The 13,675-nt window shown below is 42.4% G+C and carries 11 protein-coding genes; 7 read left to right on the plus strand and 4 right to left on the minus strand.

Annotation, left to right across the window (positions count from 1 at the left end; all coding sequences use genetic code 11):
• Positions 1–263 precede the first annotated feature (263 nt).
• The 3 genes from VF06_RS32765 (at position 264) to VF06_RS32775 (ending at position 5,684) form a co-directional block, all read left to right on the plus strand.
• Positions 264–2,015 (plus strand): ShlB/FhaC/HecB family hemolysin secretion/activation protein, encoded by a 1,752-nt coding sequence (locus tag VF06_RS32765; RefSeq protein WP_257208148.1) that lies wholly within the window; start codon positions 264–266, stop codon positions 2,013–2,015.
• A 125-nt stretch (positions 2,016–2,140) separates the two neighbouring features.
• Positions 2,141–4,849 (plus strand): CHAT domain-containing protein, encoded by a 2,709-nt coding sequence (locus VF06_RS32770; protein ID WP_099070782.1) that lies wholly within the window; start codon positions 2,141–2,143, stop codon positions 4,847–4,849.
• A 226-nt stretch (positions 4,850–5,075) separates the two neighbouring features.
• Positions 5,076–5,684, plus strand: a complete 609-nt coding sequence (locus VF06_RS32775; RefSeq protein ID WP_099070783.1) for a hypothetical protein — start codon at positions 5,076–5,078, stop codon at positions 5,682–5,684.
• A gap of 102 nt (positions 5,685–5,786) precedes the next feature.
• On the opposite strand, the gene VF06_RS32780 is transcribed toward VF06_RS32775, so the two are convergent.
• From VF06_RS32780 to VF06_RS32790, 3 genes are read right to left on the minus strand one after another with little or no spacing between them, the layout of a single operon-like run.
• Complete coding sequence (locus VF06_RS32780) at positions 5,787–6,812, minus strand: ABC transporter permease (protein WP_099070784.1); 1,026 nt, start codon at positions 6,810–6,812, stop codon at positions 5,787–5,789.
• Positions 6,761–7,105 (minus strand): hypothetical protein, encoded by a 345-nt coding sequence (locus VF06_RS41600; RefSeq protein WP_099070785.1) that lies wholly within the window; start codon positions 7,103–7,105, stop codon positions 6,761–6,763. The genes VF06_RS32780 and VF06_RS41600 overlap by 52 nt, the downstream gene beginning before the upstream one ends.
• A 16-nt stretch (positions 7,106–7,121) precedes the next feature.
• Positions 7,122–8,771 carry an ABC transporter substrate-binding protein gene (locus VF06_RS32790; protein WP_099070786.1) on the minus strand — a complete coding sequence of 550 codons (1,650 nt, stop codon included), beginning with the start codon at positions 8,769–8,771 and terminating at the stop codon, positions 7,122–7,124.
• Positions 8,772–9,394: 623 nt separating this feature from the next.
• On the opposite strand from VF06_RS32790, the gene VF06_RS32795 reads away from it, so the two are divergent.
• From VF06_RS32795 to VF06_RS32805, 3 genes are all read left to right on the plus strand, one after another.
• Complete coding sequence (locus VF06_RS32795) at positions 9,395–9,721, plus strand: hypothetical protein (RefSeq protein WP_099070812.1); 327 nt, start codon at positions 9,395–9,397, stop codon at positions 9,719–9,721.
• A 514-nt stretch (positions 9,722–10,235) separates the two neighbouring features.
• A complete protein-coding gene (gene psbB, locus VF06_RS32800) occupies positions 10,236–11,765 on the plus strand; it encodes a photosystem II chlorophyll-binding protein CP47 (RefSeq protein ID WP_099070787.1) in 1,530 nt (509 codons plus the stop codon).
• 115 nt (positions 11,766–11,880) lie between these two features.
• On the plus strand, positions 11,881–11,985 hold the full coding sequence (locus VF06_RS32805; protein WP_096537819.1) for a photosystem II reaction center protein T: 105 nt from the start codon (positions 11,881–11,883) through the stop codon (positions 11,983–11,985).
• 34 nt (positions 11,986–12,019) lie between these two features.
• On the opposite strand, the gene VF06_RS43115 is transcribed toward VF06_RS32805, so the two are convergent.
• The gene (locus VF06_RS43115; RefSeq protein ID WP_257208149.1) at positions 12,020–12,154 is read right to left on the minus strand and encodes a hypothetical protein; all 135 of its coding nucleotides are present in this window, start codon (positions 12,152–12,154) and stop codon (positions 12,020–12,022) included.
• A gap of 361 nt (positions 12,155–12,515) precedes the next feature.
• On the opposite strand from VF06_RS43115, the gene VF06_RS32810 reads away from it, so the two are divergent.
• Positions 12,516–13,571: a 30S ribosomal protein S1 gene (locus VF06_RS32810; RefSeq protein WP_099070789.1), complete on the plus strand. Its 1,056-nt coding sequence runs from the start codon at positions 12,516–12,518 to the stop codon at positions 13,569–13,571.
• Positions 13,572–13,675 lie beyond the last annotated feature (104 nt).

Raw genomic sequence — 13,675 nt, forward strand, 5'->3', positions numbered from 1 at the left:
AATTGCGTTGTCCGCTTCCTCAACGGCGCTGAATATGAAATTCAAGGAATCTACGAATGGAATCGCTATAACTGGCGCTGGTGTCAGAAGTAGGAGAAGTGGGCAGAGGCGGTTCGACTTCTCTACGAGACGCGAACGCTCACTAAGCGGGGGATGGGGGAGATGGGGGAGACAAGGGAGACAAGGGAGACAAGGAGAATAAATCCTGCTTTTCCAGTCACCAGTCAACAGTCAACAGTCAACACTTTAAGACCCAATGCCCAATGACTAATCCAAAATCCAAAATGGTATTAAGTATTTGGCGATGGAGATGTTTTTTATCTCGTTGTGTTGCCTTTATGGTGCTGGTGTATCATACAAATCCTGCTGGCGCTCAGCCGATTAATCCTGTGACGCCGAAGCCGCCGGAACAACTGCCTACGAATCCGCTACCACCAACAAACGTACCCATTGAGATAACCCCGACCGTACCGCCAACTCCAGAGGAAGCTGGAGATATTCCAGGCAGTATTGTTGTGCAAAAGTTTGAGTTTGTTGGTAATACGGCCTTCAATCAAGAAGAATTAAACTCGGCGATCGCTAATTTTACAGGTCAACCAATTACTTTTGCTCAACTCCTGAAAGCTGCTAATCAAATCACCGATTTGTATGTGCGAAAGGGCTATATTACCTCTGGTGCTTACATTCCCAGTCAAGAATTTCGTTCGGGTATCATCAAAATTCAGGTGGTGGAAGGCAGTTTAGAGGATATCCAAGTCAATGTCATTAAAGGACGCTTGAATTCAGATTATGTCCGCAGTCGCATTGCCATTGCTACTACTAAACCGCTGAATATCAACCGCCTCAAAGAAGCTTTACAACTGCTGCAACTCAATCCTTTAATTGAAAGTTTAGACGCTGAACTCACTGCTGGCACTAGACCGGGTGTGAATTCTCTAGCGGTAATTGTCAAGGGAGCGAGAACTTTTAAAACGGAACTCAGTATTAATAATAACCGCAATCCCAGCATTGGTAGTTTTGAGCGCGGTATCGCTTTATCTGAAGGCAATCTGTTGGGAATTGGCGATCGCTTGAATTTTGCCTACAAAAATACTGATGGTAGCAATAGCTTTGAAGGTGGTTATACTTTGCCAGTGAATCCCCGCAATGGGAGCATTGGCTTCAATTATCGAATTACTGACAACAAAATTATTGAACCTCCTTTTAATGATTTGGATATCGGGGTGGATTCTCGTGAGTTTGAATTATCTTTTCGTCAGCCAATTCTACAAAGAGCCACTCCAGAAGTCAGCCAAGAACTAACGCTGAGTTTTACTGCGGCTAGGCGGGAAAGTAATTCTTCGATTCAAGGAGTGGATTTTCCTTTGTTTGCTGGGGCCGATCCTCAAGGAAAAACCCGGATATCTGAATTGAGTTTTGCCCAAGAATGGCTACACCGGACTCGTCAAGAAGTCCTGGCGGCTCGTTCGGAGTTTAATTTGGGGATTGGAGCTTTTGACGCTACTGTTAGCGATACCGAACCAGATAGCCGATATTTCCTGTGGCGGGGACAAATGATTTATTTGCGCCTTTTGGGTCAACCAAAACCACAAACAACGGCTCCGACTTTGTTGTTGCGTTCTAATATCCAATTGGCCAGTGGCTCTCTGCTTTCCATAGAACAGTTTAGTGTGGGCGGTCAAGGAACAGTACGCGGTTATCGTCAAGATGTTTTACTCAGCGATAATGGGATTTTTGCTTCCGCAGAATTACGATTACCCATCGCCCGTTTCCCACAATTGCAAGGGACTTTACAAATTGCACCATTTATTGATTTTGGTACTGTGTGGAATACAGGTAGAGAAAATTCCGACCCAAACACTTTATTAGGCTCAGGATTTGGACTACTGTGGCAAATGGGAGATAGATTCACAGCCCGCCTAGATTGGGGTATTCCTTTAATAAATATTGATAATAGCAAGCGCACATGGCAAGAAAATGGGCTGTATTTTCAAATGGAGTATAAAGCGTTTTGAAGTTGTTGATTGATGATTGATGACGGTTGACTGTTGACTGGGGAGTTAAGAAACTAATGCAAAATTGAAAATCAAAAATTTTTGCAGCAAATCAAAATTAAGTGCATCTTCAAGAAAAAATTAGTATGACAAAAATCATTTATACAAATTACCGTCGTCTATTAATATTTATTTTTTCAGCATTATTGGGGCTGTTATCTAGTTTGAGTGTGCCGGCTTGGTCAAATTTTTCTAGTTTACATGCTAATGCTAGTAGTCCTCTAGAATTAGCAAGACAAGGAGAACAACGATACAATGCTGGAGAATTAGAAGCAGCTGCAAAGTTATGGGAAGCGGCGGCTGAGGCTTATAAAAAAATTGGCAATGGCGATGGGATGGCTAAGAGTTTAATCAATAAATCCCAGGCTTTACAAGATTTAGGATTGTATCCCAAAGCTTGCAATACTTTACTGCAAGCTTTTGCGATTCCAAACCCCAACTGTAGCCAAACTCAAATCGAGGAACTCCAAAAAACTCTTAATCAAAAGGGTGGTTCTTTGACTTTAACTCAAGCCATTGGCTTGCACAGCCTTGGTGATGTCCTACGCAAACAAGGGTTATTAGAAAATTCCGAAGAAATTTTGCACTTAAGTCTGTCTTTAGTTGGTGACTCGACTGCAAAAAGCGCTGTGCTACTGAGTTTAGGTAACACCGAACGAATCTTAGGGAATCAAATCCGCGATCGCTGGGACTATGATGTAGTGACGGATATTATCGATCGCAAATCTGTCATCGATGCTATATCACCCTACAATCAAGCTGTTAATTACTATATTGCAGCCACAAAGGTAGCATCAGCGCCACCAATACCAAAAGTTCAAGCACAACTCAATCATTTCCAGCTATTACTGGAGATGAAAACATGGTGGAGAGAACAAACACAACGCCGCATTGCTTCTTGGACGAGATTTTCTGAATCTAAATTAATTCAACGAGCAAAAGATTTTCTCTCTGTGTTGGAGTCGCAATTGAGCCAAGATGCTCAAGCATTGCAAAATCAAATTTCACCTAATTTGACTGCTTTATCTCCCAGTCGTGCTGCTATTTATGCCCAGATTAACTTTGCTAATTCTTTGATGCAAAGCCAACAAATAAATTTAGTTGAACCTTTGTTAGAAAATGCACTCAAACAGTCACGGACTCTAGAAGATAAACGAACCGAAACTTATACTCTAGGATATTTGGGTAAATTTTACGACAAACAAGGACAGTTAAATCGAGCAACCAAACTCACACAGCAAGCCCTGATGATAGCCCAAGAACAAAATATCAGTGGCGATGCTAGGGAAATTACTTATCTTTGGCAATCTCAGTTGGGAAGTTTACTACGAAAACAGGGAGATACAAAAGGAGCGATCGCAGCTTACACCGCCGCCTTTAATATTTTACAATCTCTACGCAGCGATTTAAACGCCAACAATCAAGATGTGCAATTTGACTTTCTTCAAGAAGTCAAACCCGTGTATTTAGAATTAGCAGATTTATTGTTGAAATCAAATTTAGATGATAACGAATTAAATTCTTTAGTCATATCGAATTTTACCATTAATCGCGAAAAATCGGAAACAAAAAATTCTCAAAAACGCCTAGAATTAGCCCGCCAGGTAATAGAATCTCTGCAATTAGCAGAACTAGATAACTTTTTTCAAGACCCCTGTTCCGAAACAACAAATGTGGCGTTACAAATTGATAATATTGATACCAATGCAGCTGTCATCTATCCGATTGTTTTGCCAGAACGCTTAGAAGTGATTCTTTCCATGCCGGGAAAACCTTTACAGCAAGTCGTAGTTGCCATTAGCGAACAACAAGTTAATGAAACTCTAGACCGGCTTTATGATAATTTAGACAACCTGAGTATCAATAACTCTGCCCGTAATATTCTTTCTACTTCTAATCCAAATCCCCAAGAATTAAAGGATAATCTTCAGAAACTTTTACCGATTTTTGGCGAAGTTTATAATTGGCTAATTCAACCTTTTGAGACAGAACTAGATGCCAAGCAAATCAAAAGTTTAGTATTTGTACTTAATGGCAGATTGCAGAGAGTTCCCATCGCTGCACTCTACGATGGAGAAAAATACCTCATTGAAAAATATAGTATTGCCCTGGTTCCCAGCCTACAATTATTAGCTCCTCAAAAATTGGAAAAGAAACAACTAAAGGTTTTAGCTGCTGGAGTTAGCGAGCAAATTAACGTACAAGGAGAATTTTTTGCGGCATTAGTTAATGTTCCCCAGGAATTAGATCGAATCAAACAAACTTTTCCCGCCTCTGAAAAACTACTCAATCAAGAGTTTACTGTCAAAACCATTCAAAAAGAGTTGAAATCAAATTTTCCTGTTATCCATTTAGCAACTCATGGATTATTTAGTTCTAATCCCCAAAAGAATTTTATTATTACAGGAGATGGTAAAAGTATTAGCATTAATGAGTTGAGTGCTTTACTCAAAGAACCAGGTACAACCATAGAATTATTAGTACTAAGTGCCTGTGAAACTGCGACTGGCGACGAACGGGCTGTTTTGGGTTTAGCAGGAGTGGCTGTGCGTTCGGGGGCACGCAGTACCCTTGCCACTCTCTGGCCTGTAGGGGATGCTTCCACCGCCCAATTTATGGGTGAATTTTACCAAGACTTGAAAAAGCCACAAGCCAAACAAGCAGATGCCCTGAGGAAAGCTCAACTATCGCTGTTAGAATCTTTAAAGCTCAATCCTCCTTTTGAAGAGTTGCAGAATTTACCACCTCATCCTTATTATTGGGCACCTTATGTTTTAGTAGGAAATTGGCAATAATGCTTTTTGGCTGTTCTCAATCAAGCTTTTTTAGAAAAATTAAATGTGTATTTTCCAACGATAAACTATAGCGATTCTTAATTGAGTGAGGTACAAACCGATGTTTTTAAACGCAAAGGGACGCAGAGTCAAGCGCAGAGGTACACAGAGATTTGCATTAATAAAATTGTGTACTAAGTAAGGAACTCAGTAGGTTAAGAAATACTATGAATGGAGTAGTAGTTTTATGGCTTACAGCGAGTTTAGTTTGGCTAAAGCAAAACAGGAGTTTAGTTTAAACATCATAGAAAAACGGGATATTTTCGCTGTTGTTCCTGAATTAGTGGCGAGTAATTTACTTGTAGAAACACTCAATTATAACCTGGCGATCGCTTTAGGTAGTAATAGTGAAAAAGCTCGTTCTGAATTCGTTATTGCTCCAATTTTAGTTGATTTACGGAGACAATTGCACGAACAAATTAGTTTATTTTCTGGAGTTGATTTTACTGTTGATAATACCAAAGGATTAAATGGAACTTGCGATTTTATTATTACAAAATCTCCAGAAATTCTCATTTTGACAGCGCCAGTAATTACAGTTGTAGAAGCTAAAAAAGAAAATATTAATGCTGGTTTGGGTCAGTGTGCTGCGGAAATGGTAGCAGCCCAAATTTTTAACCAGCAAGCTGCAACTGAGATTAAAACAATTTACGGCGCAGTCACAACGGGTAGTATTTGGCAATTCTTGAAACTAGAAGAACAAACATTGACCATTGATTTAAGTGAATATTATCTCAAAGATGTGAATAAAATTCTTGGTATTTTAGCCAGCGCTATTTGTCCAGAAAATTTATAAAAAAGAATTCAGAATTCAGGAGTCAGAATTCAGAATTCAGGAGTCAGAATTCAGAATATAGGAATCTGATTTCAGGTGTCAAAGCAGATTCCTCTATTTGAGTTAATAACGAATTCGAGGGTCTACATAGGCGTTGAAAATATCAATTAAAATGCTGGCGCTAACAACGATCGCTCCAAAAAATACCAATACTCCTTGGACTGTGGGATAATCGCGATCGCTAATGGCTTGATATAGTCGATTGGCTAACCCAGGCCAAGAAAATGTTACCTCTGTCAAAATCGCTCCACCCAACAAAGATGCAAAGGTTAATCCCAGCACTGTAATTACTGGAATTAAGGCGTTTTTGAGCGCGTGGGAGACTAAAATCTTATTTTCGGCAATTCCTCTGGCTCTAGCTGCTTCTACATAATCTGCTTGTAGGGTTTGCTTTAAATTCACTCGCACAATTCGCTCAAAAATCCCACTCAGCAAAAGCCCCAAAGTCAGACTTGGTAAAGCAAGATGATGCAAAGATGTGAAAAACTGAGTGAAGTTTCCAGCTAGTAAGCTATCAATTGTATACAATCCTGTGATAGCTGTAGGAGCGGGAAGGTTGGGGGGAAAACGGTTAGAGTTGGGAAACCAACCGAGTTGTACTGAAAAAATCAATTGGAAAATCATTCCCGCCCAAAACATGGGGAGTGCGTAGGTGATAATACCAAATAACCGCCCACTCAAATCAAAAGATGTTCCAGGGCGGGAAGCCGAAAGAGTACCGACTAAAATTCCCACAATAAGCGCAACCGCCATACTACATACAGCTAACTCCACCGTCGCCGGGAAATATTGGGAAATGATATTCCAAACATTTTCTCCCCGACTCAACAAAGAAGTTCCTAAATCAAAGCGCAACAAATTTCCCAAATAATTTAGATACTGTAACCACAAAGGCAAATTTAAACCGAGTTGTTTTCGTAATTCTTCCTTAGCTGCTTCTGGCGCGCGTCCACCGAGAATTGCATCTGCCGGATCTCCTGGTGTTGCTCTAAGTAAGAGAAATACAATAGTAATGATAGTTAATAACTGGAGTGGCGCTAACAGTAACCGGGAAACAATGTAATATTGTAAAGCTTTAGAACGAGACATAAGTTATTAGTTATTGGGCATTGGGCATTGGGCATTGGGCATTGGGCACTTGTACTGAGCGTAGTCGAAGTATTGGGCATTGGGCAAACAGGAAGTGTGGGAGGTGTGGGAGGAGACGGAGGTGTGGGAGGTGTGGGAGGATGGTGAAAAAATCTTTCCCCCCACACTCCCCACACTCCCCACACTCCCCACACTCCCCACACTCCCCACACTCCCCACACTCCCCATCTCCCCATCTCCCCATCTCCCCATCTCCCCTCTGCCTCTTCATCTTCCGATGCCCTATGCCCCATGCCCCATTCCCAATAATTATTTTTTAATTGTCTGGTAAACCAAAATTTGGGTGGGATTAAGTTGTACGTTATTAACACCATTTCTGGCAAATACATAATCTTTGTTTTGCCATAGGGGAACGTAAGGTACGTCTCTAATTACTTGATTTTGAATTTCGGTAAAAATTTTCTGGCGTGTTTGTGGGTTTTGTTCTTTACGTTGTTCGTTGATTAATTTATTAACAGTTTCGTTATAGTAAAACGAACCCTGAGTTTGACTACCTCCGTCTTGACATCCTTTGGCTGCTGAACCTTTTTCACAGTATAAAAATGGCTGGACGTAATTATCTGGATCTAAAAAGTCTGGATACCAATCAAGTAAAGCTGCTGGATATAATCCTCTGGAAATGTCTTTAAAGAAAGCAGGGCCTTCTGCAACGGCGACTTCAAATTGCAAAATTCCATCCATTTTGGCATCGACTAAAGATTTAAGTGTCTGTGCTGCCAAACTGCGGGTAGGGGAACTCGAAGGATACCAAACTTGAACTTTTGCCGGATTTTGTTTAGAAAAACCAGCAGTAGTTAATAATTGTTTGGCTTGCTCGAAATTAGCATCGCCATATTTATCTTTAAATAATGGTACAGATACATTAAATGTAGTGGGAATCATGCTATAAAGCGGATTTGCTTGACCGAGTAAGACTCGTTCGTTGATTAGCGGACGGTCTACTATTGAAGCGATGGCTTGTCTAACTTCTGCTTTATCTAAGGGCTGTTGATTCCGGTTCAACACCATATAACTGACTACGCTACCTTGAGCGGCGATCGCTTGCCAATCCCCTTTTTTACCACCTTCTTCTAAACTGCGAGTTTGGTCTGGTTGTAGCGATAAATAAGCTACATCCACTGCACCTGTACGGAAGGCATTAAACAAGTTAACTGGACTAGTCTGAATTTGGACGTTAACACCGTTGTTGGCTGGTTTTTCACCCCAATATTTATCAAACACGTCAAATCGCAGTGAATCGGTGCCATACTGAGCTAACTTGTAAGGGCCAGTCCCCACAAAAATATTCGGCTTGAATTTACCAGCACCAACTTCGTAAGCTTTCGGCGAAACTGCACACACCCCAGGAAATGCTAGTAATGCGGGAAAGGCTGCAAAGGGCTTTTTCAGCTGAATGCTTAATTCATATTCTCCTGTGGCTTTTACCGAATCTACTATATCCCCTAATAAGAAAGAGGGTTTTCCTTTATTTTCGATGAACCGTTGGATGGTAAACGCCATTGCTTGGGCGTTGAAGGGAGTCCCATCGTGAAAAACTACTCCCTGGCGTAGAGGAATGGTGTAAGTTAAGCCATCTTGACTGACCTTTGGTAATGCTGTGGCCAGTTGGGGTTTAATTTCAGTGCTTCCTGGTTCGTAATTATAAAGGCGATCGCTCATATTAAACACCAAACCCAGGGCTGCTAACTCATAAGCATCAGCTGGGTCAAGGGTTCTCGGCTTGGCTGTTGTACCTATAGTAATGCGACCGTCACCCGTGGGACTATTTACAGAACCCGATGGCGGCGTAGTTGACTGTGGACGAGTGCAACTCACAACTAAAAATAAACATACACAAAACAAAGATAGAAATTGTATAATCCGACTCCAGCGTTTCACGGACAAGGAAAACCATGTCATAGCAATAAAATTTTAGATATCAGCGGTCAGACATCTTACTACATTTATGGCTATTGTGCCTTAATTTTTACAAACATTTTTGACGAGGATTGTAGCTAAGTATATACGTACAAATAAGTTTATATACCAATCCTAATCGGTGTTGACTTTTGACTGTCAAGAGTTAACAGTCAACAGTCAACAACCCTAACACCTAATATTTCACAAATTATTTGGGGTTGCTATATGTTGGTTTATTTGCAGTGTTCGTGCAGTGTCTTTAAAAAGAGAACACCGTGATTATTCCTCAATCCTTTGTAAACACAAATGCTCATCGCTAATGACAAAGGATAATCACTTAAATGAGGAAAAGTTTTTATTTAATTAAGATTTTAAACATTGACTGAATTTGTCGTAAATTCATAGTTACTAGGGAAGTAGGTTTGTTAAGCTCTGACAATAACCCCAGTAGCGTAGATTAAAACTTAGCCTGTTGCTACTTGGTTACAGAAATCCTGGAGCAGTTTTTTAATAGAGAACGGCTGCATGGTTTTCCTGACAAATCTAGTGTTTATACATCAGCGAAAAAAGCGATCGCGATATCACCAAAAGCAGATTTAAAGTCTAATAGCGAGACTAAGACCGTGAAGTATTTCTTTCTATCTGAGGGATGGACAGTTGCTAGAGTCTGGGCATCCGATGGACTCTGGCAAATCACCGCATGGCGACGCCAACCAGATATTCAGCGAATGAATATTTGTTTAGTGGAACAAAACGAATTGCTATGGCTTTATCGAGTTGAAGAAGCCATTTTAACCGTAGAAGTCAAGCCAACAACTCCCGTAGCTACCAGTCAGACCATCGGTCAAGTAGTACTCAAGCGTTTAATGACTGCCGAACAAGTAATCGAACGCTTGGCTAGTGCCCAGACACAGTGTCACCTGCAAAATATCCAGTTGGTGGTTCAGTAGGGGAAGAGGACGCGGGGACACGGGGACACGGGGACGCGGGGACACGAGGAAAGATGACAAAGGAGAAAATGGTAAATTTCTCACAAAAACTTTTCCCCTGTGGCGTCCCCGCGTCTCCCACTCTCCGCGTCCCCGCGTCTCTTCTCGATGGCCTATTCCATTAAGAAAAGATAAGTAAATTTAATCTCCAACACGATTGGTAGCGAAAAAACTTGGACATGCTACGCGATCGCATTAATTTACACGCTTGCAAACAGTTCCATCAATAGTTACACTTTTTAAAATATTCTCATTTTTGCTTGGCGATAGCTACCCTATGGGGTAAATCTCAAGGGAGCAAGTAAGCATTGCCAAAGCTCCACACTGTCTGATTTTATAAGACTAGGTTGTGGTCAAGCTCTGGCTCTGGCAATAACAAAAAACAAAAGAGTTTTCTGAGTAGCGGTTTTCGTTTCTTAGAATCTCAGTAAGAAAATTGCTTTGTAAACTAACTCATCGAGGAGGAGCGTAGTCGATGGGACTACCCTGGTACCGAGTACATACAGTCGTTCTGAACGATCCAGGACGGCTGATTTCTGTACACCTGATGCACACAGCCTTAGTAGCAGGCTGGGCTGGTTCTATGGCACTTTACGAACTGGCTGTCTATGACCCAAGCGATCCGGTTCTTAACCCGATGTGGCGTCAAGGAATGTTCGTGCTGCCCTTCTTAGCACGTTTGGGCGTTACCCAATCTTGGGGTGGTTGGAGTGTTACCAGCGCTTCAACAGGCGATCCTGGCTTTTGGTCATTTGAAGGCGTTGCTGCGGCTCACATCGTTCTTTCCGGTTTGTTATTCCTAGCCGCCGTTTGGCACTGGGTTTACTGGGATTTGGAACTTTTTAGAGATCCCCGCACAGGTGAACCCGCTTTAGACTTGCCAAAAATGTTTGGTATTCACCTGTTCTTATCTGGTCTACTTTGCTTTGGCTTTGGTGCTTTCCACCTCACCGGACTATTTGGGCCGGGGATGTGGGTTTCTGATGCCTATGGTTTAACTGGTAGTATCCAGCCAGTAGCACCAGAATGGGGGCCAGATGGTTTTAACCCATATAACCCCGGCGGTATCGTCGCCCACCACATAGCTGCTGGTGTTGTTGGTATTATTGCAGGCTTATTCCACCTCACAGTCCGACCCCCCGAAAGACTCTACAAAGCTCTACGGATGGGGAACATTGAAACAGTACTTTCTAGCAGTATCGCAGCAGTATTCTTTGCTGCTTTCGTAGTAGCAGGTACGATGTGGTACGGTAACGCTACCACCCCCATTGAACTGTTTGGCCCTACCCGTTACCAATGGGATCAAGGCTACTTCCGTCAAGAAATTCAGCGTCGCGTCCAAAATAGCGTTGGTCAAGGTGCAACCCTTGAACAAGCTTGGTCAGCGATTCCAGAAAAACTAGCTTTCTACGATTATGTCGGTAATAGCCCCGCTAAAGGCGGTCTATTCCGTACAGGGCCAATGGTTAAGGGCGATGGTATTGCTCAATCTTGGCAAGGTCATGCTGTATTCAAAGATTCTGAAGGACGTGAGTTGACTGTACGTCGTCTCCCCAACTTCTTTGAAACCTTCCCAGTGGTCTTGACCGATGCTGATGGAGTTATCCGTGCTGACATCCCCTTCCGTCGGGCAGAATCTAAGTATAGCTTCGAGCAATCTGGTGTCACCGTTAGTTTCTACGGTGGTGACCTCAATGGTCAGACCTTTACAGACCCAGCAGACGTGAAGAAATATGCTCGTAAGGCTCAAGGCGGCGAAATCTTTGAATTTGACCGGGAAACCTTGAACTCTGACGGCGTATTCCGCACCAGTCCTAGAGGTTGGTTTACCTTTGGACACGCTGTGTTTGCTCTGTTATTCTTCTTCGGTCACCTGTGGCATGGCGCTCGTACAATCTACAGAGACGTATTTGCCGGTGTTGAAGCGGATCTAGAAGAACAAGTAGAATGGGGTCTATTCCAGAAAGTGGGTGACAAGACAACCCGCCGGAAAGAAGCCCTCTAAGCGACTGGGGAATGGGGACTGGGGACTAGGAAAGCCAACAGCTAATCCTTAATACCCAGTCCCCAATACCAATCCCTAATCCTCATTACTAGCTGGATAGGCAGGAACTCATAAAATGGAAAGCGTTGCATACATCTTAATTTTTACCTTGTGTATAGGTGTTCTGTTTTTTGCGATCGCATTTCGCGAACCCCCCCGGTTTGAGAAAAAAGAGAAGTAAGTCGCTATTACCACAACTTTAAGCGCATTCAAAGTCAATATCCGTTACTACCATATTCAGTAGTAACGGATATTGTTTTGGTCATTGGGCATTGGGCATTGGTCATTGGGCATTGGGCATTGGGCATTGGGCATTGGGCATTGGGCATTGGGCATTGGTCATTGGACAATCAACAGTAGACCTAAACTTGAAAATAAAACGGTTGGTAGTGGCTATGGTAATAAAAGGGATACATCTTTAGTTGAGAAAGGGAAAATACCAAACCTTTCCCCCTTTCCCCCTTTTCCCTTTCCCCTTCCCCCCTTTTCCCTTTCCCCCTTTCCCCCTTTCCCCTTCCCCTTTTCCCCACTCCCCAATCGTTTGAATATTGTGATATAATTTCCAATCTTGGGAGTTGATATGTGTTAACACTAGCTTTTCTGCGCTAGGATGAAAAAGGATGTTAAGTGTGGACTGCCCAAAGACGGTTGCATGTACATCGCGTTTGTGACACAACCTTTACGGAGACTAAAACCAGGAACTAAATCAGCATGGTCAATCAGAATTTAACCGCTACAGAAATTGGATTTACTCACGAAGATTTCGCTGCTCTACTTGACAAATACGACTACCATTTTAGCCCTGGAGATATTGTACCAGGAACCGTTTTCAGTATAGAGCCGCGCGGCGCTCTGATTGACATTGGTGCTAAAACAGCAGCATACATACCCATACAGGAAATGTCTATTAACCGGGTCGATGCCCCGGAAGAAGTTTTACAGTCAAATGAAACGCGGGAATTTTTCATCCTCACCGATGAAAATGAAGATGGTCAGTTAACTCTTTCCATTCGCCGTATTGAATATATGCGGGCTTGGGAACGCGTGCGCCAGCTGCAAGCAGAAGACGCTACCGTTCGTTCTGGCGTATTTGCCACAAATCGTGGTGGTGCATTGGTAAGAATTGAGGGATTACGTGGTTTTATACCTGGTTCCCACATCAGCACCCGCAAACCTAAAGAAGAATTGGTAGGGGAAGAACTACCATTAAAATTCCTAGAGGTAGATGAAGAACGCAACCGCCTAGTTCTATCCCACCGTCGGGCGTTAGTTGAGCGCAAGATGAACCGCCTAGAAGTGGGCGAAGTAGTAATTGGTACAGTTCGCGGCATCAAACCCTACGGTGCTTTCATTGACATCGGCGGCGTTAGCGGTCTACTACACATTTCTGAGATTTCTCACGAACATATAGATACACCTCATAGTGTGTTTAATGTCAATGATGAAGTGAAAGTTATGATCATTGATTTGGATGCAGAAAGAGGTCGGATTTCTCTATCTACCAAGCAGTTAGAACCGGAACCTGGTGATATGATTAAAAACCGGGATTTGGTGTACGATAAAGCAGAAGAAATGGCTGCTAAGTATCGCGAACAACTGCTAACTAAGCAGCAAGGTAGTACTGCTAGTTCTGGTGGAGCTGTGGAAGTTGTAGCAGAGGAAGAAATTCCACCAGCAACTGAACTCGAAGACGAGATTCCTCCAGCTATTGAAGACGAAATTCCCGCAGCAACAGAAGACGAAATTCCCGCAGCGATCGAAGAATAATAGATTTATATTCTTACTATCTTGAATTAAGAGTATCAAAGCTTTGTTAAAAGAGGGTTTTTCCCTCTTTTTTTATGTGAGGAATGGGTGAAAGTGAAGAGTTA

The organism is Nostoc linckia z4, assembly GCF_002608075.1.
Taxonomy (GTDB): Bacteria; Cyanobacteriota; Cyanobacteriia; order Cyanobacteriales; family Nostocaceae; genus Nostoc; species Nostoc linckia.